This is a genomic window from Acidovorax sp. M14 (assembly GCF_049331375.1).
GTDB lineage: Bacteria > Pseudomonadota > Gammaproteobacteria > Burkholderiales > Burkholderiaceae_C > Acidovorax.
Genome location: NZ_CP186263.1, coordinates 155,329 through 177,696, shown reverse-complemented (window position 1 = coordinate 177,696; position 22,368 = coordinate 155,329). Strand labels below are relative to the sequence as shown.

Annotated in this window: 23 protein-coding genes; 12 read left to right on the top strand and 11 right to left on the bottom strand. The window is 67.4% G+C overall.

Annotated elements, in window-relative coordinates:
• The first annotated feature begins 117 nt into the window (after window positions 1-117).
• The 5 genes from ACOYR4_RS00850 (at window position 118) to ACOYR4_RS00830 (ending at window position 4,144) form a co-directional block, all read left to right on the top strand.
• Window positions 118-1,095 carry a LysR family transcriptional regulator gene (locus tag ACOYR4_RS00850; RefSeq protein WP_422848326.1) on the top strand — a complete coding sequence of 326 codons (978 nt, stop codon included), beginning with the start codon at window positions 118-120 and terminating at the stop codon, window positions 1,093-1,095.
• Between the two features lie 26 nt (window positions 1,096-1,121).
• On the top strand, window positions 1,122-1,967 hold the full coding sequence (locus ACOYR4_RS00845) for a metallophosphoesterase (RefSeq protein WP_422848325.1): 846 nt from the start codon (window positions 1,122-1,124) through the stop codon (window positions 1,965-1,967).
• A 113-nt stretch (window positions 1,968-2,080) separates the two neighbouring features.
• The gene (locus tag ACOYR4_RS00840; protein WP_015011999.1) at window positions 2,081-2,503 is read left to right on the top strand and encodes a universal stress protein; all 423 of its coding nucleotides are present in this window, start codon (window positions 2,081-2,083) and stop codon (window positions 2,501-2,503) included.
• Window positions 2,504-2,694: 191 nt separating this feature from the next.
• Entirely contained in the window at window positions 2,695-3,150 is a 456-nt protein-coding gene (locus ACOYR4_RS00835; RefSeq protein WP_422848324.1) for a fasciclin domain-containing protein, read from the top strand.
• Window positions 3,151-3,205: 55 nt separating this feature from the next.
• Entirely contained in the window at window positions 3,206-4,144 is a 939-nt protein-coding gene (locus tag ACOYR4_RS00830; protein ID WP_422848323.1) for a fasciclin domain-containing protein, read from the top strand.
• 103 nt (window positions 4,145-4,247) lie between these two features.
• Here the strand turns inward: ACOYR4_RS00830 and ACOYR4_RS00825 are convergent, their stop codons facing one another.
• Both ACOYR4_RS00825 and ACOYR4_RS00820 read right to left on the bottom strand, forming a co-directional pair.
• Window positions 4,248-4,871 (bottom strand): TetR/AcrR family transcriptional regulator, encoded by a 624-nt coding sequence (locus tag ACOYR4_RS00825; RefSeq protein WP_108626237.1) that lies wholly within the window; start codon window positions 4,869-4,871, stop codon window positions 4,248-4,250.
• Between the two features lie 129 nt (window positions 4,872-5,000).
• Window positions 5,001-5,912, bottom strand: a complete 912-nt coding sequence (locus ACOYR4_RS00820) for a LysR family transcriptional regulator ArgP (RefSeq protein WP_291443373.1) — start codon at window positions 5,910-5,912, stop codon at window positions 5,001-5,003.
• A gap of 176 nt (window positions 5,913-6,088) precedes the next feature.
• Here ACOYR4_RS00820 and ACOYR4_RS00815 point away from each other — a divergent pair, with 176 nt between their 5' ends.
• Together ACOYR4_RS00815 and ACOYR4_RS00810 are read left to right on the top strand one after the other, a co-directional pair.
• Window positions 6,089-7,426, top strand: a complete 1,338-nt coding sequence (locus ACOYR4_RS00815) for a D-amino acid dehydrogenase (protein WP_422848322.1) — start codon at window positions 6,089-6,091, stop codon at window positions 7,424-7,426.
• Between the two features lie 48 nt (window positions 7,427-7,474).
• Window positions 7,475-8,050 (top strand): flavodoxin family protein, encoded by a 576-nt coding sequence (locus tag ACOYR4_RS00810; protein ID WP_060984910.1) that lies wholly within the window; start codon window positions 7,475-7,477, stop codon window positions 8,048-8,050.
• 2 nt (window positions 8,051-8,052) lie between these two features.
• On the opposite strand, the gene ACOYR4_RS00805 is transcribed toward ACOYR4_RS00810, so the two are convergent.
• Both ACOYR4_RS00805 and ACOYR4_RS00800 read right to left on the bottom strand, forming a co-directional pair.
• Complete coding sequence (locus tag ACOYR4_RS00805) at window positions 8,053-8,811, bottom strand: YdcF family protein (protein ID WP_015011992.1); 759 nt, start codon at window positions 8,809-8,811, stop codon at window positions 8,053-8,055.
• 61 nt (window positions 8,812-8,872) lie between these two features.
• Complete coding sequence (locus ACOYR4_RS00800) at window positions 8,873-9,664, bottom strand: alpha/beta fold hydrolase (RefSeq protein ID WP_422848321.1); 792 nt, start codon at window positions 9,662-9,664, stop codon at window positions 8,873-8,875.
• A gap of 104 nt (window positions 9,665-9,768) precedes the next feature.
• Between ACOYR4_RS00800 and ACOYR4_RS00795 the strand changes: the two genes are divergently transcribed.
• Both ACOYR4_RS00795 and ACOYR4_RS00790 read left to right on the top strand, forming a co-directional pair.
• Complete coding sequence (locus ACOYR4_RS00795; RefSeq protein ID WP_015011990.1) at window positions 9,769-10,290, top strand: flavin reductase family protein; 522 nt, start codon at window positions 9,769-9,771, stop codon at window positions 10,288-10,290.
• Window positions 10,287-10,877 carry an MOSC domain-containing protein gene (locus ACOYR4_RS00790; RefSeq protein WP_422848320.1) on the top strand — a complete coding sequence of 197 codons (591 nt, stop codon included), beginning with the start codon at window positions 10,287-10,289 and terminating at the stop codon, window positions 10,875-10,877. Before ACOYR4_RS00795 ends, ACOYR4_RS00790 begins: the two co-directional genes overlap by 4 nt.
• A gap of 40 nt (window positions 10,878-10,917) precedes the next feature.
• Here the strand turns inward: ACOYR4_RS00790 and yccS are convergent, their stop codons facing one another.
• The 4 genes from yccS to minC all read right to left on the bottom strand — a co-directional run bounded on the left by yccS (window position 10,918) and on the right by minC (window position 15,179).
• Window positions 10,918-13,116: a YccS family putative transporter gene (gene yccS, locus ACOYR4_RS00785; protein WP_422848319.1), complete on the bottom strand. Its 2,199-nt coding sequence runs from the start codon at window positions 13,114-13,116 to the stop codon at window positions 10,918-10,920.
• Between the two features lie 170 nt (window positions 13,117-13,286).
• On the bottom strand, window positions 13,287-13,553 hold the full coding sequence (gene minE / locus ACOYR4_RS00780) for a cell division topological specificity factor MinE (RefSeq protein WP_015011987.1): 267 nt from the start codon (window positions 13,551-13,553) through the stop codon (window positions 13,287-13,289).
• Between the two features lie 2 nt (window positions 13,554-13,555).
• The gene (gene minD / locus ACOYR4_RS00775) at window positions 13,556-14,371 is read right to left on the bottom strand and encodes a septum site-determining protein MinD (protein ID WP_209816619.1); all 816 of its coding nucleotides are present in this window, start codon (window positions 14,369-14,371) and stop codon (window positions 13,556-13,558) included.
• Between the two features lie 43 nt (window positions 14,372-14,414).
• Window positions 14,415-15,179: a septum site-determining protein MinC gene (gene minC, locus ACOYR4_RS00770; RefSeq protein ID WP_422848318.1), complete on the bottom strand. Its 765-nt coding sequence runs from the start codon at window positions 15,177-15,179 to the stop codon at window positions 14,415-14,417.
• 170 nt (window positions 15,180-15,349) lie between these two features.
• On the opposite strand from minC, the gene ACOYR4_RS00765 reads away from it, so the two are divergent.
• Window positions 15,350-16,270, top strand: a complete 921-nt coding sequence (locus tag ACOYR4_RS00765) for a DMT family transporter (RefSeq protein WP_209816621.1) — start codon at window positions 15,350-15,352, stop codon at window positions 16,268-16,270.
• Between the two features lie 24 nt (window positions 16,271-16,294).
• Here the strand turns inward: ACOYR4_RS00765 and ACOYR4_RS00760 are convergent, their stop codons facing one another.
• On the bottom strand, window positions 16,295-17,458 hold the full coding sequence (locus ACOYR4_RS00760) for a diguanylate cyclase (protein WP_422848317.1): 1,164 nt from the start codon (window positions 17,456-17,458) through the stop codon (window positions 16,295-16,297).
• 182 nt (window positions 17,459-17,640) lie between these two features.
• Between ACOYR4_RS00760 and ACOYR4_RS00755 the strand changes: the two genes are divergently transcribed.
• Window positions 17,641-18,522, top strand: coding sequence for a LysR substrate-binding domain-containing protein (locus ACOYR4_RS00755; protein WP_343734156.1), 882 nt, complete (start codon window positions 17,641-17,643; stop codon window positions 18,520-18,522).
• A gap of 119 nt (window positions 18,523-18,641) precedes the next feature.
• Here the strand turns inward: ACOYR4_RS00755 and ACOYR4_RS00750 are convergent, their stop codons facing one another.
• Together ACOYR4_RS00750 and pssA are read right to left on the bottom strand one after the other, a co-directional pair.
• On the bottom strand, window positions 18,642-19,484 hold the full coding sequence (locus ACOYR4_RS00750; protein ID WP_422848316.1) for a PhzF family phenazine biosynthesis protein: 843 nt from the start codon (window positions 19,482-19,484) through the stop codon (window positions 18,642-18,644).
• Between the two features lie 42 nt (window positions 19,485-19,526).
• Complete coding sequence (gene pssA / locus ACOYR4_RS00745) at window positions 19,527-20,153, bottom strand: CDP-diacylglycerol--serine O-phosphatidyltransferase (protein WP_343734154.1); 627 nt, start codon at window positions 20,151-20,153, stop codon at window positions 19,527-19,529.
• Window positions 20,154-20,397: 244 nt separating this feature from the next.
• On the opposite strand from pssA, the gene ACOYR4_RS00740 reads away from it, so the two are divergent.
• Window positions 20,398-22,347 (top strand): acyl-CoA synthetase, encoded by a 1,950-nt coding sequence (locus tag ACOYR4_RS00740; RefSeq protein ID WP_422848315.1) that lies wholly within the window; start codon window positions 20,398-20,400, stop codon window positions 22,345-22,347.
• Window positions 22,348-22,368: the final 21 nt, after the last annotated feature.

The window sequence follows — 22,368 nt, the reverse complement described above, 5'->3', positions numbered from 1 at the left end:
CCCTTTTCTAACGCTTGTGGCGAGATTGCCGGGCGATGGGGTGATATTAGGGTTTACCCTTTGCATGTTCAAGTTTATATTTTGAATCATGGATATTCATAATGGTGATAACCAACTATGACACCCCTGAACTTCCGCACCCTGGACCTGAACCTGCTGCGCGTTTTCGACGAAGTGATGGCAGAGCGCAGCCTCACCCGTGCGGCGCACAAGCTCTCGATCACCCAGCCGGCCGTCAGCAACGCCATGCGGCGCCTGCGCGAGGTGCTGGGGGATGAACTGGTGGTGCGCAGTGGCCAGGGCGTGGAGCCCACACCGCGCGCCCTGGCCCTGTGGCCGCCGGTGCGCGAGGCCCTGGCCCATTTGCAGGAGTCCCTGGCGCCCGGTCACTTTGACCCGGCGACCGCCGAGTCCACCTTTGTGCTGGCCATGGCCGATGCCACGGCGGCGACGCTGGTGCCCGCCCTGGTGGAAATCATCGAGCGCGAAGCCCCTGGCATCTCCATCCGCGTGCTGCCGCTCACTACACGCGACCCCCGGCGCCTGCTGGAGGAAGAGGCGGCCGACATGGCCGTGGGCTACTTTCCCGCAGCGCTGGCCGACCTCACCGCGCGGGCGCAATCAGGCGGCGTGGTGGCCTTTGAAAGCCGCCGGCTGTACGACGGCGAATACGTGTGCGTGATGCGCCAGGGCCACCCTTTGGCCGACGCCCCGCTGACGCTGGACACCTACTGCGCCGCGCGGCACATGCTGGTGAGTTTTTCGGGCCGCCCTTTTGGCTTCATCGACGAAGCCCTGGCGTCGCTGGGCCGCGAGCGTAAGGTGGTGATCACGGTCAATCAGTTTTTCACGGCAGGGCGGGTGGTGTCGGGCTCGGACCTGTTGACCGTGCTGCCACGCCACTTTGTGCCGGTGACCGGCATTGCCGACGCCCTGGTGCAACGGGCCCTGCCGCTGGATGTGCCCGCCGTACACGTAGACGCCCTGTGGCGCCGGCGCGGCCCCCAGCAGGCCGCGATGACCTGGCTGCTGCAAGCCCTCGCGCGGTCAGCGCGGCGCACCTTCCCTGGGCAGGACCTGCACGGCACGCCGTAGACTGCACCCATCTGCCCTCCAGTCTGATGAATATCCAGCTTCTCTCTGACCTCCACCTGGAGGCTCACCCGCACTTTGTGCCCGAACCCGCTCCCGGCGCCGACGTGCTGGTGCTGGCGGGGGATGTGGGCTCCTACCAGCAAGGCTCCCAACTGGGCGACGACGACTTCGGCCTGGCCCGGTTTTCGCCGCTGCCCCAGCATGGGGGCTGGCCGACCCCGGTGCTGTTCGTGCCCGGCAACCATGAATACGACGCCCAGGACTTCGATGCCGCGCACCTGCGGCTGCGCCAGACCTGCGAGCGCCTGGGCATTGTGTGGCTGGAGCGTGAAACCCAGGTGCTGCAAGGCGTGCGTTTTGTCGGCACTACGCTGTGGAGCGATTTCGACGCACTGGCCGACCATGAGGGCACGACCGACCTCACACGCCGGCTCAAGCTGCGCGACAAAGCCTTTCGCGCGGCCAACTTCTACCTGCGCAAGACCGGGGGCACGCGCCACGCAGAGCCGTTTCTGGCCGAACCCATGCGCGAGCAGGCGCTGGTGTGCCAGCAGTGGCTGCGCGATGTGCTGCAGCAGCCTTTTGACGGCCCCACCGTGGTGGTCACCCACTTTGCACCCAGCCTGCGCAGCGCCGACCCCCGCTACGGCCTGGTGCCTGGCACAGCAGGGTTTTGCAACGCACTGGACGACCTGCTGATGCACACCCCGCTGTGGCTGCATGGCCACCTGCACGCGCCCAGCGACTACACCGCGCAGGGCCAGCGCAGCGATGGATCGCCCTGGCAGTGTCGGGTGGTGGCCAACCCGCTCGGTTACGCGCGCAAGGGCGAGCAGGCAGCGTTTCAGCCGCGCTGCGTGGTCACCGTATGATCAGCATGCGGTTCGTACGAATCCGCCACGCGCCGAACAGAACAACATGACCCAGGTCAAGACAACAGGCACCCGCGCAGAGTAGTCTGCCCCATCCCTTTTCGGAGAACACCATGAACATCCTGCTTGCTGTCGATGGCAGCGCCTACACCAAGAAAATGCTGGCCTACCTGGCCACCCACGAAGAACTGCTGGGCGGCACCCACACCTACACCGTGCTGACGGTGCAGGCCCCGCTGCCTCCCCGCGCCCGTGCCGCGCTGGGCAAGGAAGTGGTGGACAACTACCACGCCGAAGAAGCCGAAAAAATCCTCGCCCCGGTATGCAAGTTCCTGGGCCGCCACGGGGTGGATGCCAAGCGCAGCGTCAAGGTCGGCGCGGTGGGCGAGACCATTGCCAAGGTGGCAGACACCGGCAAGTTCGACCTGCTGGTCATGGGCTCGCACGGCCATGGCGCCATCGCCACGCTGGTGATGGGCTCGGTGACCACCCAGGTGCTGGCCCACAGCAAGGTGCCGCTGCTGATCGTTCGCTGAGCGCACAGGTCCACAGCGCACAACGGCGCAACGCCCACCCAAAAGCCCTGCCTTGCAGGGCTTTTTTTCATCTCGTTACGACTAAAGGGTTATTGAATAACCAATCAGTTTACTTTCGTACCAAATGGTTATACATTCGCGCCACGCCCATCTTGGCGTGTCAATTCCATCGAAACCGAGAGGAACGACCCATGAAGAAGACCCTGATTGCACTCGCTCTGACCGCTGGCGCCACCTTCAGCGCCATGGCGCAAGACATCGTCGATACCGCTGTGAAAGCGGGCAACTTCAAGACCCTGGTGGCCGCCGTGCAGGCCGCCGGTCTGGTGGACACCCTCAAGGGCCCCGGCCCATTCACGGTGTTTGCTCCCACCGACGAAGCCTTCGCCAAGATCCCCAAGGCCACGCTGGACGGCCTGCTGGCTGACAAAGTCGCACTGACCAAGGTGCTGACCTACCACGTGGTGCCCGGCAAGGTCATGGCCAGCGACGTGAAGGCCGGCAAGGTCAAGACCGTGCAAGGCCAGGAACTCACCGTGAGCACGAGCATGGGCGTGATGGTCGACCAGTCCAAGGTCGTTGCCACCGACGTGGCCGCCAGCAACGGCGTGATCCATGCGATCGACACGGTGCTGATGCCCAAGTAAGCCACCGGCACCACCGCTCTTTTCACCCACCATCCATTCACGAGGAGAAGCCGCCATGAACACCGTATTCAATCGCCGCACCGTCCTGATGGCTGCCGCCCTGGGCGCCAGCACCTCCCTGCTGCAAGCCTGTGGGGGCGGAGACGACGAGCCCCAGCGCAACATCGTCGAGCTGGCCCAAAACACCCCCGAGCTGAGCATCCTGGTCGAAGCCGTGGTCGCTGCGGGCCTCGCGCCCACGCTGAGCACGGGCACGCTCACGGTGTTCGCGCCCACCAACGCAGCGTTTGCCGCGTTGCTGACCGAACTGGGCGTGACCAAGGAAGCGCTGCTGGCCAACAAGCCCCTGCTGACTGCCGTGCTCACCTACCACGTGCTGGGCAGCAAGGTGATGCGGGCCGATGTGCCCCTGGGCAAAGCGATCACGCCGGTGTCGGGTGGCTTCTTCAAGATCGAGTCGAACAACGGCCTGAAGATCACCGACGGCCGCAATCGCGTGAGCACCATCACCAGCACCGACATCCAGGCCAGCAACGGCGTGGTGCATCTGGTGGACAAGGTGCTGCTGCCCGCCGACAAGGACATCGTGGCCACTGCCTCGGCCCTGCCGGACTTCAGCATCCTTGTCGAGGCCGTAGTGGCCGCCGGGCTGGTGAGCACATTGCAGGGCGCTGGCCCCTTCACCGTGTTTGCCCCCACCAACGCCGCTTTTGCGGCGCTGCTCACCGAGCTGGGCGTGACCAAGGACGCGCTGCTGGCCAACAAGACCCTGCTGACCCAGGTGCTGACCTACCACGTGGTGCCCGCGCGCGTGCTCAAGGCCGAAGTGCCTGTGAACACCGCCATCACCACCGTGCAGGGCCAGACCTTCACCATCAACTCCAGCTTGGTGATCACCGACCAGAACATGCGCACCAGCAACATCGTGACGGCCGACGTGTTCACCAGCAATGGCGTGATCCACGTGGTGGACAAGGTGATCCTGCCGAAGTGACAGGGCCCCAGTTGCTGCGCGGCCCCACCGGCGCAGCACCCACACAGCAAAAAGCCCGGCACGCCGGGCTTTTTTTATGAGTGCGGTTGATTGGGCCGCCCAGTCAACGCGCTGCCAGCCCGTCAAAACAGGTGCGCACCACCAGGTCCACGATTTCGGCGTCCGAATACTGCCCGCCTTCCTTGAGGAAGCTCACCACCGGGTCGCAGGCGCGCGCATACAGCGTGTAGAGCACCACCAGCGGCGGCAGCGTGGGGCTGATCACCCCCTGGGCCTGGGCCTGGGTGATCCACTCCCCGATCTGGTCGCTCACCGCCACCAGCCCGTTCAGGTAGTCCTTGTTGGCCATGAGCACGGCACGTAGCGTGGAGTTGCGGCTGGGCAGCAGGGGCATCTCGTTGGTCAGCAGACGTTCCAGCGACCAGCGCACCAGCGCATGCAGCTTTTCCAGCGGCGGCATGTCGGCGGGCAGGCCCGCCAGGTAGGTCTGCACGCGCCCCAGGATCTGCACCATGGCGGCACTGCACAGTTCTTCCTTGCTGCAGAAATGCTTGTACAGGCTGGCCTTGGCGATGCCGACGGCGTTGGCCACGTCGTCCATGGTCATGGCATCGAAGGCCTTTTCACCCAGCAGGCGGCAGGCAGACTGGAGGATGGCATCCTCGCGGGCCTGGTGCATCTGCTCCTTGAACGAAACTTTGGGTTGCGGCGTTTGCATGGCGTCCATTTTATACATTGCAGTAAAAAAATAAATGACGAAGTTGCAATGCAACTACGTCGTTCACGTTTTTGACAGCACAAAACGTGCCGCGCGCCCCGCCGCAGGGGCGCAGCCAGACGGCCTTTGAACAGGTTCTTAGGACACCAGCGCCTGGGCCGCAGCGCTCGTCAGTGCCGACGACAACGCATCCAGCAGCTCGGACTCCAGGTTCCAGCAATGCCAGTACAGCTGGATCGGCAGCGACCGGCCGGGGGCCAGATCCACCACGCTGCCATCGGCAATGGCACCCCGTGCCAGCAGTTCTGGCACCACGCCCACGGCCCAGCCAGCGGCCACCGCGCGCATCTGCGCCTCGGAGCCCGGCACAAACAGGTGGTTGAGCGCCACGCGCTTGAGCCCGAACGCACGGGCCACAAACTCGGCCGCCATGTCGTCCTTGCGGTTGAACGACAAAAACGACACATCGCGGAAGTTGTGGGGCGTCAGCCCCTGCGGCAGGTACTGCTCCGCATAACTGGCCGACGCCACCGCCACATAGGGCATGGCCCCGAGCGGCACCATCTTGCAGCCACGCAGTGCCTGCTTGAGCGTGGTCACGCAGCCCAGCACCTGGCCGGAGCGTAGCCATTCCTGGGTGAAGTCCTGGTCGTCCACGATGATTTCGAGCGGCAGGCGCTGGCGCACCAGATCGTGCAGCGCGCCCATGGCCCAGGTGGCGATGCTGTCGGCGTTGATGGCGATCGAAATGCGCTCGTCCTCGCGCGAGCCCCCTGGCGCACTGGGCGCCAGCTCCTGCAGGTCGCGCTCCAGGTCGGCGCGCAGCAGGCGCATCTGCTTGGTGTGCTTGAGCAGCAGCTGCCCGGCCGACGTGGGCCGCAGCGGGCGGCTGCGCACGATGAGCACCGAGCCCACCTGCGCCTCCAGCGCACGCAGGCGCTGCGAGACGGCCGACTGCGTGACGTTCAGGCGCTGCGCAGCGCGCTCGAAGCCGCCCTCTTCAACGATGGCGGCAAGGCATTCCAGGGCGGCGGGATCGTAGGTGCTCATGGTCTCGGACTCGAACAAAAGAGGGTTGTCTCCTCAGCGCTATTTATTAGGTGCGCTGATGTTTTTGGAGTAAGTTTAATTTTGCTTTTAGTTGAATGCAATGTCGCGCACACTGCGCCCCATCGTGTCCCGCACTGGGGCGTGTGGCACGCAAAGGCTCACAAGGCATTCCGCATATGAAAACCATTGTTCTCGGCGCCGGCATCATCGGCATCAGCACAGCGTGGCACCTGCTGGAACGCGGTCACGAAGTCATCGTGATCGACCGCCAGCCCGATGCAGCACTCGAAACCAGTTTTGCCAACGCCGCGCAGATCTCGGTGAGCTACTGCGAGCCCTGGGCCAACCGCGAGGCGCCGCTCAAGGCGCTCAAGTGGATGTTCGACAAAGAAGCGCCGCTGCTGTTTCGCCCGCAGATGGACTGGCAGCAATGGCGCTGGGGCCTGCAGTTCCTGGCGCAGTGCAACGATGCGGCGTTCGAGCGCAATGTGCAGCAGATTGTGGCGTTGGGCGCCTACAGCCACGCCGCGCTGAAGGACCTGGTGAAAACCACGGGCATCGAATACAACCGGCTCGAACGCGGCATTGCCCACTTCTACACCGACCAGAAATCGTTCGACGCCGCAGGCCATGCCGTGGAGCTGATGCGCAAGCACGGCGTGCAGCGCCGCCTGGTGAGCCGCGACGAGCTGCTCAAGATCGAACCGGCCTTCAAGGCCTACGGCGACAAGATCACCGGTGGCACCTACACCAGCACCGACGAGAGCGGCGATGCGCGGGTCTTCACCCAGGAACTGGCCCGCCGCTGCGCGGCACGGGGCGTGCAGTTCCTGTACGGCCACGATGTGCTGCGTCTGAACAAGATTGGCAATGCTATTGATTCAGTAGCAGTCATGCCAAATTCCACTAGCGCAAGCGGCAAAAAAGATTTCATATTGAAGGCGGACGCCATTGTGGTGGCCTGCGGCTCGTACAGCGCGCCGCTGCTGCGCAGGGTGGGCGTGGACCTGCCGATCTACCCCGGCAAGGGCTACAGCGCGACCTTCCCGCTGCTCAAGCCCGAGGGTGCGCCCATGGTCTCCACCATCGACGACGGCAAGAAGATCGCCATGAGCCGCCTGGGCAACTTCCTGCGCGTGGCGGGCACCATTGAACTGAATGGCTGGGACCTGACCCTCGACAGCTCCCTGGCCCGCGCCCGCTGCCACATGCTCTCGCGCCGCATCGAAGCCATCCTGCCCGGCGTGTGCGACACCCGCACGCCCGAGGAAGGCGGCAACCCGCAGTACTGGACCGGCCTGCGCCCCGCCACGCCCACCAACATCCCGTTCATCGGCCGCACCCGCGTGGGCAAGCTCTGGGTGAACGCGGGCCACGGCACGTTGGGCTGGACGCACGGTGCGGGCTCGGGCAAGGCCCTGGCCGAGCTGATCAGCGGCGAGCAGCCTGCAATGAATTTCGGCTTTCTGGGAGCCGAAGCCGTGCGCGCGCCGCGCACCGTGGTCGCGGCCTGATAGGCGGCGCCCACAGCGCGCCTGCAGACACGGGCCGGTGCCGCTACGATGCCGGCCATGTCTGCACCCCATTACCTCTTCCTCACCACCTCGACCCGCGAACCCGGCCACCTCGGCAACACCGAATGGCTGGCGCGGCAAGCCGCCGCCGCCCTGCCTGCGGGCACGGAGCAAACCTGGCACCACCTGGCGCGCATGCAGTTGCCGCCCTTTGTGGACCAGCGCCACACCACCGGCACCTACGCACCGCCTGAGGGCGACATGAAAACCCTGCTGGACGCCACGCTGGCCGCCAGCCACATCGTGTGGGTGGCGCCGGTGTACTGGTACAGCATCCCCTCGCCGCTCAAGACCTACCTTGACCACTGGAGCGCCTGGATGCGCGTGCCGGGCCTGGACTTCAAGGACGCCATGGGCCGCAAGACGCTGTCGCTCATCACCACCAGCGGCGACCGCAACAAGGCCCAGCCCATGATCGATTCGGTGGCGCTGTGTGCGCAGTTCCTGTCAATGACCTGGGGCGGTGCGCTGTGGGGCAAGGGCGGCCCCCCGGGCGCCGTGCAGGCCGATGCGCAGGCGGTGGAGGCGGCCAGCCGCTTCTTGGCTACGCCCGCTGCTGGCTGATCTCAGCGGTCCAGCGAAGCACGCTGGGCCAAGATGCCCAGCCACTCATGCAGCGCCAGGCTGCTGTCGGACAGCGCCGAGGCGCGCGGCAGCACGCGATACAGCTTGCGCGCCTGCCCTCCTTTGAAGCCCATGGGCGCCGGCAGCACCTGCAGCCCGGCCTGCTCAAAGTCCCGGGCGGCACGCACCATGTGCCAGCCGTGGGTGACGAGCGCAATGCGCTCGATGCCCGCAGCCTTGAGCAGGACGGCCGACCTGGTGGCGTTGTTGCGGGTGTCGAGGGACTCCACTTCGGTCCAGCGCACCCGGCCCTTGAACTCCCGCTCCACCACATCCTTCATCACCAGCGCCTCGGCCCGTGTGCCGCCCGTGGAGCCCCCCGTGGCCAGGATGGGCAAACCTGTCTGCTGCTGCAGGTAGGCGGCATAGCGAACCCGTTCGCGCGCACCCCGGCTGAGCACGTCCACCCCGTATTCAGGTGCCACGGTGTCGGCACCGCCGCCCAGCACCACGATGGCCTGCACCTTCGCCTCGGGCAGCTGGCGCGGCGTGACGGCGGGGTAGCGCTCCAGGCTGCGCACCAGCGCGTCCGACACCGGCGGCCAGGACAGCACCAGCACCGACAACAGCGACAACACCACCAGCGTGTTGCCCGTGCGGCGGTGGTAGCGCGCCAGCCACAGGCCAAACAGCGCCAGCACGATGCTGGACACCGGCGGCAGCAGCAGCGCAGACAGAATTTTCTTGAGGGCAAACAACATGGAGAAAAAAGGCAGCGTTCATGCCCCGGCGCGGCGGCCGGGCAAAGCGAGGTCCAAAGGGTCAGTGCAGCGTGCGCCGCTGGGCCAGAAAATCTAGCAGCGCTGCGTCAAAGCCTTCGGGGTCTTCCAGCTGGGGCCAATGCCCCACATGCGGCAGCAGCACCGTTTGCGCATCGGGCAACACCTGGGCTAGCGCCTGCAGGGCTGCCGGGGGCGTGCACCGGTCCTGATCGCCGCCCACCAGCAGCACCGGCATGGTCAGGTGCGCCAGCGCGGCAGCGCCCCGGTCAAACGTGGGCAGGGCCTCCAGGGCGCTGCGGTAAGCGCCCGGGAACACCTGGCCCAGCGCGTGGCCCGCCAGCCGCACGCCTTCGGGCAGGGCGCCGGTGCCGATGCACTGCGGCACCAGGGTCTGGGCCAGTTGCTCCATGCTGCCGCCCGCGTCCAGGGCCTTGAGGGCCTGCTCGCGCGGTGCCACCCAATCCTGCACGGCCTGGGCATCGAGCGCCGGACCGCCCGCGCACAGCACCATGCGGCGCACCTGGGACGCGTCCCGCACGGCGGCCTCCAGCGCCACCATGGCGCCCATGCCGTGGCCGACCAGCGTGACGGGGCCGCAGCGCAGCGCCTCGATCAGCGCCAGGCAGCTTTGTGCCAGCGCCTTGAAGGTGTAGGGCTCCACGGGCGCGCTGCGGCCATAGCCCGGCATGTCCCAGGCCACGGCCCGGTAGCCGGCGGTGGCCAGGGTCTCCACCTGGGGCGCAAAGGTGAGGTGGTCGCCGTCCGCGTCGTGCAGCATGAGCACAGTGGGGCCGGAGCCGAGGGTGGTGAAGGTGGGAAGCAATGCGGCCATGCGGTGAAAAGCAGATGTAAACCCCGCAACAGCGCGGCGGAGGGTGGCGCCTGATAATAGGTCCTGTCGCTTGCCCCCACGCCGCCACCGCTGGCGCCGCTTTTGTGAACCCTTCGCTCCCCCGCCCCGCCCTCGCCCTGCCGCCGAGCTTTTCGACCCGCGAATTCCGCAATGCGCTGGGCATGTTCGCCACGGGTGTGACCATCGTGACCGCCCGCAATGCGGCGGGTGAACTGGTGGGGCTCACGGCCAGCTCGTTCAATTCGGTGTCGCTGGAGCCCCCGCTGGTGCTGTGGAGCCTGTCGCACGGCGCCAGCACCATGCCGGCGTTTGCCAACGGCTCGCACTACGCCATCCATGTGCTGGCAGCGGACCAGAAGGACCTGGCCGAACGGTTCGCCACCCGCGGCATTGACCGCTGGGCCGGCCTGGAGCACCGTCCCGGTATCAGCGGCGCGCCGCTGCTGGCCGGTGCCGCCGCCACGTTCGAATGCTTCAACCGCAGCCAGTACAAGGAGGGTGACCACACCATCTTCGTGGGCGAGGTGGAGCGCTGCGAGCACCGCGAGGGCGCATCGCCCCTGCTGTACCACGGCGGCAAGTTCTACACCGAGCACCCGCTGTGACGGCGCCCGCCATCGTCGTCCGCCACGTGAACGTCGGCTCCGCCCGCCGCCTGAAGGTGGGCGAGCGGTCGGTGCTCACCGCCATCGGCAAAACATCCGTCACCGACCCCGTGTCTGTGGGCCCACTGGGGCTGGCGGGCGACGAGCAGGCCGACCTGAGCGTGCACGGCGGTCTGGCCAAGGCGGTGTATGCCTACCCCGCTGCGCACTATGCGTTCTGGCAGGCCCAACGCCGCGAGCGGGGCGTGAGCCTGTTCGACGAAGCGCTGCCGCCGGGCTTCATGGGCGAGAACCTCACCATTGACGGACCGCTGGAGCATGAGGTGTTTGTGGGCGACGAGTGGCATTTCCCGGACTGCGTGCTGCGCGTGACGGCCCCCCGCGAGCCCTGCTTCAAGTTCAATGCCGTGATGGGTTTTGCCCAGGCCGGCCGCGCCATGGCGCTGGCGGGCTGCTGCGGCTACTACCTGTCGGTGGACCGGCCCGGCACCATCGCCGCCGGGCAGACCGCGACGCTGGTCGCGGGGCAACGCGGGCTGAGCATTGCCCAGGCGTTTGCGGGCAAGTTCGCCAAGCACGCACGTTGACCTGGCTGCGGCACGACTCCCGCGCCGCAATCCGCCCAACCTATTCCGTGGTCACCAGCTGGCGCGCCTGCGCCTGCAGCTGCGGAAACACCTTGCCCACCAGCTGCAGCTGCGCTGCCATGAGGCTGTGCGCGCTGGGCGCTGCCGGTACCGTGCCCCACTCGCGCAGCACCTGGGCCACTGCAGGGGCGCTGTGGGTCTTGCGCACCCGGCCGGACTGCTGCGCGCGCTCCAGTTCCAGCGCCAGCTGCTGCAGGGACGCCAGCAGGCTCTGCGCCAGCTCACGCGTAGCCTCGTCCATGGGCTGAGCGGCTGCGCCACCGCGCTGGGCGCCCAGCGCCGACAGGTAGTTGAGCTGGGTGTGCGACAGACACAGGAAATTCCCCACCACCTCGGCGTTGCCACGCACATGCAAGGGCTCCTTGAGCATGGCGCTGTACGAGTTGGACAGCGCGGCATCCGCGTTGTGGGCATTGCGCCGGGCCAGGCGGTAGGCCAGGTGGTCGCACTTGCCGCCCTGGTACTGCGCCAGGATCTCACGCAGGTACAGCGCCTGGGTCTGCAGCACCTGGGCGGCCAGCCGGGGCCAGTGGCGCGACTGCCACGACGGCAGCACCAGCCATGAGGCCACGGCCGCGATCACGCAGCCCACCACGGTATCGAGCAGGCGCGCAGAGATCACGCCGCTGGCCGCGCCCATCTGGTGAAAGCTGAGCAGCAGCAAGGTGGTGACCGCCGCCGTGGCCAGGGTGTAGCGGGTGTGCCGCGCCCCAAAAAACACCGCACCCCCCAGCACCAGCAATGCGGCCTGCACCAGCTCGCCCGGAAACAGCTGGATCACCGCCCACCCGAGCGCGAGCCCCATCGCCGTGCCCTTGGCGCGCTCCATCAGCCGCGTCTGCGTGGCCGCGTACTGCGGCTGGCTCACGAACACAATGGTCAGCAAGATCCAGTAGCCGTGCGGGTCGGCCGTGGCTTGCATGAGGGCAAAGCCCACCATGAGGGACAGGCTCAGCCGCAGGCTGTGGCGCAGCCAGGGGGACTGCAGCTGCCAGTGCGAGCGCAGGCGCGCCCAGGCATCGCGCAGGCTGCGCGGCTCGCGGTCAAACAGGGCGTAGTCCACCGCCGCTTCCGCGGTGTGGGCAGGCAACGCCAGCGCACCGGCAAACACCCCGGCCAGTGCGGTCAGGTTGTCGGCCAGCGCCTGCAACGACCGCAATGCACGGGACTGGGCAGGCAGGGACGCGGCACCAACGGACTGCGGCTGGGACGCCAGGTGCGCCACGGCAGCCTGCATGTCCTCGATGGCACGGGCCGTCACGCCCCAGTGCTGGGGCACCGTCTGTGCCTCGATCGCCACCGACAGCTTGAGCGCCTGCTCGCCCAGCAGCGTGAGCACCCGCTGGCAGCGGTACAGCACGTCGCTGTGAAAGAACGACTGGGCAAGCAGGTCGTAATGCTCGTGGGACGAACTCACGCGCTCGTGCACGTCCTGCGCCGCCAGGTACTGGTGCATGGCCGTTTGTAACCACAGCGGGGGCGTACCCCGGCCCATGCGGCTGATCAGGCTTTCCTTGGTGGCGTTGAGGGCGTCCACCACGCGGCCGTTGTGCAGCGCCAGCGCCATGCGGCGGCGTTCCAGGTCCACATCCCGCACCGGCTCCAACAACAGCGCCTTCAGGCGCAGGTATTCGCCCAGCATGGCGTAGAGCTTGGCCAGGCGGTAACGCACCGGCGCGCGCGGCAGCACGGCATGCCACAGCACCGACACCACGCCGTACCAGGCCGCGCCTGCCAGCATGCGGGGGATCGCGTCACCCGCGCCCGCACGGCTGCTGTGGGCGGCCAGCCCCGCATAGATGAACAGGATGAGCGACCCAAAGGCAATGGCGCGGTAGCGCTCGCTCAGCGCCCCCAGCATGGTGATGCCAAAGGCCAGCAGCGCCATCACCCCCATCAGCACCCAGGGCCAAGACACCGCCGCCCAGACGGCCCCGGCCATGAGGCCAAAACACGCCAGCGCCAGGCACTGCGCCCGCAGGCGGCCGCGCCAGCTGTCGTCGGTTTCGGTGAGTGCACTGGCGATCACGCCCAGCAGCACCGGCATCAGTTCGGCCTGCCAGTCGGCCCACCAGCCATAGGCCAGCACGGCGGCCAGGGCGACCAAGGCACGCGCGCCACGCGTGACGCCTTCGTGGTTGCGTGCGCGCTGCCAGCTGAGTTTCCAGGTTGTGTCCACAGGAGCCTTGTTGCCGAGAGATTAGGGATTACCCTAGTACATCTAGCAATTGTCAGGCCAAATCAGGCCCCGCCAGCCCAAAAAGAAACCCTGCCGCGCAAGGTTGCGGGGCAGGGTCTGGGGCGATGCCGGGGCGCGATGGGAGTACGCGGCCCGGTGGCCGTGGCGGCCTATCGCACGGTATCGGGCAGCTCGATCTTGACTTCCAGCACTTCCAGGTTGTCCTGGCGTTCCAGGTGCACCTTGAGGTCGTCGGGGTTGATCTTGACGTACTTGGAGATCACCGCCACCAGCTCGCGTTGCAGCGCGGGCAGGTAGTCGGGCTCGGACGCATTGCGGCCGTTGCGCTCGTGCGCCAGGATGATCTGCAGCCGCTCCTTGGCAACGCTGGCGGTTTTTTTCTTCTCGCCGAGCAGGAAGGACAGGAAAGAAGCCATGGCTATTTGCTCCCGAACAGGCGTTTGAAGAAGCCGGGCTTTTCGGCGTCAATGAAACGCAGTGGCTTGTCCTGCCCCAGGAAGCGGTCGATCACATCCTTGTACGCCTCGCTCACGTCGCTGCCCTGAGCGTGGATGGCGGGCGTGCCCTGGTTGGAGGACTGCAGCACCACTTCGGATTCGGGAATCACGCCGATCAGCTTGATGCGCAGGATGTCCTGGATGTCTTCCAGGCTCAGCATCTGGCCGTCCTGCACGCGGCTGGGGTTGTAGCGCGTGATGAGCAGGTGTTCCTTGATCGGCTCGCCGCCTTCAATGGCGCGCTTGGTCTTGCTGCCCAGCATGCCCAGGATGCGGTCGGAGTCGCGCACCGAAGACACCTCGGGGTTGGTCACCAGCAGCGCCTCATCGGCAAAGTGCATGGCCATCAGCGCGCCGCTTTCGATGCCCGCGGGCGAATCGCAGACGATGTATTCAAAGTCCATCGCGGCCAGGTCCTTGAGGACCTTTTCCACGCCGTCTTGCGTCAGCGCGTCCTTGTCGCGCGTCTGGCTGGCGGCCAGCACAAACAGGTTGTCGCACTGCTTGTCCTTGATGAGCGCCTGGTTCAGGTTGGCCTCGCCATGGATGACGTTGATGAGGTCGTACACCACGCGGCGTTCGCAGCCCATGATGAGGTCCAGGTTGCGCAGGCCGACGTCAAAGTCGATCACGGCGGTCTTGTGGCCGCGCAGGGCGAGGCCGGTGGCAAAGCTGGCGCTGGTGGTGGTCTTGCCCACGCCACCTTTGCCGGAGGTCACGACGACGATTTTGGCCATGTGTTGCTGATTCTCTGTGGGTTGGTACGAATGAAATGGGGGCTCAGGCGAGCGGCTCGATCAGGAGCTTCTCGCCTTCGAGCCGCACCTGGGCCGGCTTGCCGCGCACCTCGGCGGGCAGCTCGGTCTCGGTGGTGCGGTAGATGCCTGCGATGGAGACCAGTTGCGGCTCCAGGCAGGTCGAAAAAATGCGGGCTTCGGTGTTGCCCCGCGCACCGGCAATCGCGCGGCCGCGCAGCGGGGCGTAGACGTGAATGTTGCCATCGGCAATCACCTCGGCGCCAAAGCTCACCACGGCCATCACCACCAGATCGGCGCCACGCGCATACACCTGCTGGCCGGAGCGCAAGGGCTTGTCCACCACCACGGTGCCGGGGCCGGGTATGGGCACTTCGCGTACCACTTCCACCTCGACCTCGCGGATCACCTCGCGCACCACTTCCTGCACCGGCGCGGGCGCCTCGGCACGCGCCGGAGGCGCATCGGGCGCTGCGGCCAGGCCTGCACCACGCGCAGCCTCCATCTGGGCGGGGCTGCCGCCGCGCACGGCCACGGGCAGGGTGTTGTGCTCGCGCAGCGCGGCTGCGATGGCGGCAAAGTCGATGGGCGCTTCGGCCTCACGCACGGGCGCCAGGTCGATCAATACAGGGTCGTTGTCGAAAAAGCCCGGGGCATCGGCCACGCGCTCGGCCAGGTCGGCTGCGAACTGGGCGGCGTCGGTGGTCTTGAGCAGCACCGCCACCACCGGCAGCGAGGCGCTCTTGAGGTCAAAGCTGGAGCGGGACTGCGCCGCCGTCGTAAGGGCCATGAGGGGATAGGAAAAGGAGCGCGGGAACCTGTTTCAGAAGGCGCAAAGTGTACCGTGGGCCTGTGTAAGCGTCCGTATGCACCTTTCCGATGTGCGCAGGGGCCCGCAAGGCGGCCAGCGAATGCACCGAGGCGACCGGCAGAGCAGGCGCGCCCTTTGATAATGCACCGATGCCTTCCACCCGCAAAACACACATCGACGCCCTCGCCATCTCCCTGCTGCTCGCCTGCTGCATGTTCTGGGGCTTCCAGCAGGTGCTGGTCAAGGCCACGGTGGCCGAGGTGGCGCCGGTGTTCCAGGCCTTTGTGCGTTTTGCGCTGGCCACGGTGGCCGTGGCAGCCTGGTGCCTGTGGCGTGGTGTCAGCCTTTCCGGCGTGGGCGAGCCCGCCGGGGCCACACGCGCCGGACTGCTGGCGGGGGCGCTGTTTGCCGGCGAGTTTGCGTGTATCTATCTGGGCCTGCAGTACACCACCGCGTCGCGGCTCACGGTGTTCTTGTATGCGTCGCCCTTCTGGGTGGCATTGCTGCTGCCGCGTTTCATCCCCGGTGAGCGCCTGCAGGGCTGGCAGTGGCTGGGCCTGGCCGCGGCCTTTGTGGGCGTGGGGCTGGCGCTGGGCGACGGGCTGCTGGGCCACGCCAGCACGGCGCTGCCACAAGGCTGGCTGGGGGATCTGCTGGGGCTGGCTGCAGGCCTGATGTGGGCGCTGACCACGGTGGTCATCCGCACCACGCCCCTGGCGAGGGTGGCGCCTGCCAAGCAGCTTTTCTACCAAGTGGCGGTGAGCACCGCGGTGCTGCCGGTGCTGTCGCTGGGCCTGGGCGAGGCTTGGGTCTGGCAGTTCAGCGGCTTTGCCTGGGGTTCGCTGCTTGTGCAGGCGCTGGTGGGTGCGTTTGTGAGCTATCTGGCCTGGATGTGGATGCTGGCGCACTACCCAGCCACCAAGATCTCGGTGTTCGTGTTTCTCACGCCCGTGTTTGCGCTGCTGTTTGGCGCGCTGTGGCTGGGTGAACCTGTGACACCCGGGCTGGTGGCTGCGCTGGTGCTGGTGGCGGCGGGCATCGTGCTGGTAAACCGGAGGCCTGCGGGCTGAGGCAGTGCAACCTGCGCAGCGGCCCTAGCGCCATTCGACGCGGTTTCTGCCCGCGTTCTTGGCGGCGTACAGCGCCTCGTCGCTGAGTCCGATCTGCGCGTCCAGGGCCCGGGGGGAATCGTCTGGAATGCCGGCGTGCACGCCGACGCTGAGGGTGATCGGCACCATGGCGTTGGCCAGCCGCACGGGCGGCGACTCGATGGCCTTGCGCACGTGCTCCGCCAGGCGCAGCGCACCGGCTTGGTCGGTGGCAGGCAAGACTGCCAGAAACTCTTCTCCGCCATAGCGGGCGACCACGTCGGCCTGGCGCAGCCGCTGGCGAATGCGCAGCGCCACTTCGCGCAGCACGGCGTCTCCGGCCAGGTGGCCATAGGTGTCGTTGACGCGCTTGAAGTGGTCGATGTCGAGCATCAGGAAAGCCAAAGGTTCCCCCTGGCGCCGAGCGCGCGCGCCCAGCGCTGGCAGCAGGTCTTGCAGGGCACTGCGGTTGTACAGACCGGTGAGGCTGTCGTGCGTGGCCAGGGCGTGCTGCTGCTCCAGGGCAAATTCCATCTGCATCAGCACAAAGCCCATGCTGTTGACCAACAGAACGGCCATCACCGCAAAATAGGTCAGCCCCTGCACCTGGCCCGGCACGTTGTAGACGGCATCCCAATCGGACGCCCACACCATGTAAGCGGTGCGCACGACCAGCGTGAGCGCCAAGCCCGCGCAGCCGGCAATCAGGACCCAGCGGCCCGTCAGGCGCCGCTCGACCAGCGCGGGGCCCCAGGCCTGGTACAGCAACATGCCGGCCATCACGCTCTGGATGCCGGCGACCAGGATGTTGCGCCAATGGTCGTCCCGCATGAACCACAGCACCACCACCATGTTGACGGCAAGCGGCAACCACACCAGCGCCGAGCGCACAGGCTGCGCGCGGTGCCGCTGAAACGACGCGATCGCCAGCGTGTGCAGCACCAGCGTCAGGCCGCTAAGCAGGTTGGTTGCCAGGATCGACACTTCGGTCCAGCCGAATGCCCGCAGGCCGAACGCCGGGTAGGACAGCGCATTGACCACCAGCCCCAGCCCCCACAACGCCAGCCCCCGATGCAAGCGGGCACGCAGGGCCACAAACACAATCGGCAGCGCCTGGGCGGTCGCAGCGGCCATGGTGGCGGCCAGCAAAGTGGCAAGGTCGAGCGTCATGGGCAAGGTGCAGGGGTGGGGCCAACCGCCGGCAGAGGCGGCGTGGGCCATTCGATCCAGGCAGTCTAATGCGCGCCGGGCTGGGATACCTTGATCCGACGAGGCCACAGGGTGCTTTGGCAGCCTGCACCGCTGCGGCAATAACCGCAGAGTGCCCACCCCCGCATGTGAAAATCCCCCGCATGCCACCCCGCCTGCCCCCGCTGAACGCGGTCCGTGCCTTTGTGGCGGCGGCGCGGCACCAGAGCTTTACCCACGCAGCGCTGGAGCTGCACGTCACCCACAGCGCCATCAGCCGCCAGATCAAGGCGCTGGAGACCCACCTGGGCGTGGACCTGTTCGAGCGCAAGACGCGGCAGGTGCTGCTCACCGCAGCGGGCCACCAGTTTCACGCGCAGGTCGGCCCTGCGCTCGCGCAGATCGGCGCCGCCGCCCAGGCGCTGCGGGGCGACGCCGGGCTGCGCAGCGTCAAGATCAATGTGCGGCCCAGCTTTGCGGTGCGCTGGTTGATCCCCCGGCTGCCCGGCTTTGTGGCCCAGCACCCGGACATCGAACCCCAGGTCATCACCAGCACCCTGGCGCCAGACCATGCCACCGAGGCCTTCGACCTGGCCCTGCGGCGCGGCCCACGCGGTTGGCCGCCGGGCATGCAGGTGCAGCCGTTTCTGGAGGACGAGGCGCTGGTGGTGGGCGCGCCTGCCCTGTTCGCCCAGCGCCCGGTGGCGCAGCCCGAGGCGCTGTCAGCCCATGTGCTGCTGCTGTCCAAATCGCGCAGCAAGGACTGGGAAAGCTGGAAGAAGCTGGTAAACGCGCCAAGGCTCCAGCCCGCCAGCTGCCTGCAGTTTGACCACCTGCACTTTGTGCTGCAGGCCGCCGTGGATGGGCTGGGTTTTGCGGTGGCCCCGGTGTCGTTGATCACCCACGACTTGGCCTCGGGGCGGCTGGTGTCGCCGCTGCCCAGCTTGCGGCTGCCGCTCACGCGGCACTACCTGGGCATGGCGCCGGACCCATCGCCGGAGACGCTGCGTTTTGTGCAGTGGCTGCAGGACGAGATCAGCGCCTGAGCGGGAGGCCGGGCCGGGAGTACAAGGCCCCCACGTGCCCGTTTTGCCCGATTTCTGCACAAATCGGGAGGTAGCGCTAGTGCATCATGCGCTAACAGCTATATTTTCAATAGCAAAAATCATTCACCATCCCCCATCCACCGCGCCGTGCCCGACACGCGGATGGAGCTGCCGGGCACGGGCCCGATCTCAGCCCGCAGGCGCGAGCGCATGCCCATGTCCTCGCCCTGCACCACATCGATGGCGCCGCCGTGCGGCCAGCCCAGGTCACGCAGGTAGCCCGCCAACGCGGCAGTGGCGGCGCCGGTGGCCGGGTCTTCGAGCACGCCGCCCGAGGCAAAGGCATTGCGGGTGTGCAGCAGGCGGTCGGACTCCACCCACACCAGCACAATGGTGACCAGCTTGGCGTTCACCATCAGCCTGCGGCCCGCATCCAGCGCGTAGTGCATGGCCGCCAGCGCCGCGCGGCTGCGCAGGGCCAGCACCAGGTGGTCGGCCCCGCCGTGGATGAGCGCGGGCGGAATGCGCGGGTCCAGATCGGCCGCGCTGAGGCCAAACAGGGCCAGCGCATCGGCCAGCAGCCCCGCAGGCACAGGCCCGCTGCGCGTGAGAGGCGACTGCAGCGCTGCCTGCACCAGATCGCCCGTGCGGCGGCCTTCGACCGTGATCTCGGCCTGGCTCAGCGACAGCGCAAACACGCCGTCGCCCTCGCGCTGCGCGAGCGCGGCGCCCAGGGCAGTCGTCGCGTGGCCACAAAACGGCACCTCGCTCTCGGGTGCAAAGTAGCGCACCCGCCAGTGGCCATCGCCCAACGGGGCGGCAAACGCGGTTTCAGAAAAGCCGACTTCGGCAGCAATGCGCTGCATGTCGGCGGGGGTGGGGAGCTGGTCACCGATCCACACGCCGGCGGGGTTGCCGCCCTGGGTGCCGTCGGAGAACGCTGCGATTTTTTGAAGTGCCATGGGGTTCAACGTGCAGAAACAGGGGACGACCCAGCGACTGGCTCAGAGCTTCGGAATGCGAATCCGGCTGATCATCAGCGACCCCGACAGCGCAAACAGCAGCACCAGCGGGTGCAGCGTGAAGCCGCCGATCAGCAGCTTGCCAAACCACAGGTTCTCGCGCACCGCCCCCAGCCAGGCGGCCATGGCCAGCAGGCCCACCAGCACGATGGAGGTGGGGATGGGCGTGCCCTCGAAGTATTTGACCTTGCCGTCGTCGCCCGACAGCGTTTCGGCGGTGACGTTGTAGCGCGCCAGGCGCGACACGCCGCAGGCCACGAAGTAGGCCAGCACGATGCGGTCGTACAGGCCCTGCATGCCGCAGCCGTAGGCAATGATGGCCGGGGCCACGCCAAACGAGATCACGTCGGCCAGCGAGTCCAGCTCGCGGCCCATGGCCGAGCTTTTCTGGCGCCAGCGGGCGATGCGGCCGTCCAGCACGTCAAAGATCAACGCGGCCAGCACCAGGGCACATGCAAAGTACACATGCACCACATTGCTGGTCTCCAGGTACGACATGACCGAGAACAGCGCGCCCACGCCGCAGACCGCATTGCCCAGCGTGAACCAGTCGGCAAGGTGGAACTCACGGATCATCGAAAAACGTTTGGGCGGCTGCGGAGTGTTCATGGAGGAAGGGCGCGCGGCGGCGCGCGCAGTGGCAATCGACAAGGTCCATTATGGGTGTGCCGCACCGCAGGGGATCGTTAACCCTCTCTGACATCTGCGTGACTGCTTTTGCGCCGGCACACAGACAGACTGTGGCCACGCGGCGGGCGCGACAGGGTAGGACGATGCCGCATCCGCCCTGTGACTGACCCGACCTCCCCCACAAGACCCGAGATAAGACCCGAGATAAGACCCGAGACACGCCATGCGCCTCCCTCAGATGCCCCCGCTCCACCTGCCTTTTGCCCCCGGTGCCCCGGTGCGCAGTCTGCAGGATGTGCAGCGGATCGAAGCCCGCCCCCTGGCCGAGGCGCTGCCGGTGCAGAGCACCTACGAGATTTTTGTGAACTCGGCGGCGGCGTTTGGCGACAAGACGGCGCTGACCTTTTTGCCTACCGCAGACCCTGCCGCCGAACCCATCCGCTGGTCGTACGCCCAGCTGCTCACCGGCATCCACCAGACGGCCAACCTGCTGCACCACCTGGGCGTGGGACCCGAGGACGCCGTGGCCGTGCTGCTGCCCGGCTGCCTCGAATACCACCTGGCACTGTGGGGCGGCGAGGCGGCGGGCATCGTGCAGCCGCTCAACCCCATGCTCACCGACGAGAAGATCGCGGCCATGATGACTTTGGCCCGCGCCAAGGTGCTGATTGCCTACGGCGCAGAGGGTGACCTGGGCTACTGGAGCAAAGCACTGCGCCTGCGCACCCTGGTGCCCACGCTGACCACGGTGCTGCGCGTGGCACCGCACGATGAGGCGCCGGGTGCCGCGCCCGCCCTGCCCGCTGGCGTGCTGGACCTGGCCGCGCGACACCAGCACCCGAGCGACCACCTGGTGAGCGGCCGCCGCATCGCAGCCACGGACATCGCCGCGTACTTCCACACCGGCGGCACCACCGGCGCGCCCAAGCTGGCCCGCCACAGCCATGGCGCGCAGGTGTTCACCGCCTGGGGCAGCGTGCAGATGCAGGGCATCCGGCCCGAGGATGTGGGCATCAACGGTTACCCGCTGTTCCATGTGGCGGGCGTGCTGCCGGGCTCGCTGGCAGCGCTGTCGGCGGGGGTGGAAACCATCATCCCCACCACCGGCCTGTTCCGCAACCGCGAGGTGATTGCCAACTACTGGCGGCTGGTGGAGCGCTACCGTTGCACCTACCTCTCGGCCGTGCCCACGGTGCTGGCGGCGCTGGCCAATGTGCCGCTGGACGGGGTCAACATCTCCACCCTGCGCTACTGCCGCACCGGCGCGGCCATCCTGGCGCCCGAGCTGGCGGCGCGGTTTGAGCGCCTGTTTAACCTGCACATCCACGAAAGCCTGGGCATGACGGAGATGGCGGGCATCTCCACCATCACGCCCCCCGGCGTGAACGCGCCCGCAGGCTGCGTGGGCTGGCGGCTGCCGCACACCCAGCTGCGCGTGGTGGCGCTGGATGCGCAGGGCAATGCGTCGGACCAGGACCTGCCGCCCGGCCAGCCGGGCATGGTGCTGTTCCAGTCGCCCAACCTGTTCTCCGGTTTCCTCGACGCGGCCGACACCGCCAAGGCCTTCACCCATGACGGCTGGCTGGCCACGGGCGACCTGGGCTTTGTGGACGAGCAGGGCCGCCTGCACCTGAGCGGCCGCTCCAAGGACCTCATCATCCGCAGCGGCCACAACATCGACCCCAAGGTGATCGAGGACGCACTGGGCGCCCACCCCGCCGTGCAGCTGTGCGCCGCCGTGGGCGCACCCGATGCCTATGCGGGCGAACTGCCCGTGGTGTACGCCACCTTGCGGCCCGGCGAGCAGGTGACCGAAGCAGAGTTGATGGCCTTTACCGCCGAACGCGTGGACGAGGCCGTGGCACGACCGCGCTGGGTGCAAGTGCTGGAGACCATGCCCGTGACCAACGTGGGCAAGATCTACAAGCCCGAGCTGCGCCAGCGCGCCGCCTGCCACACGGTGCAGGCGCTGGTGGATAGCGTGTGCGCAGAAGCCCCAGGCTGCCCCCGCCCCCAGGTACAGCCCGAGGGCGACAACGCCGTGCGCGTGGCCGTGGCCCCAGGCCCCGGCGCAGACGCGCTGCAGGCCCGCCTGCGCGAACTGCTCGCGCCCCTGCCCCTCACCGTGCGCATCACCACCGCCCCCGCCGCAGGGAGCCCCCAGACCGCATAAGCCCATGGCGTGACAGCCAGG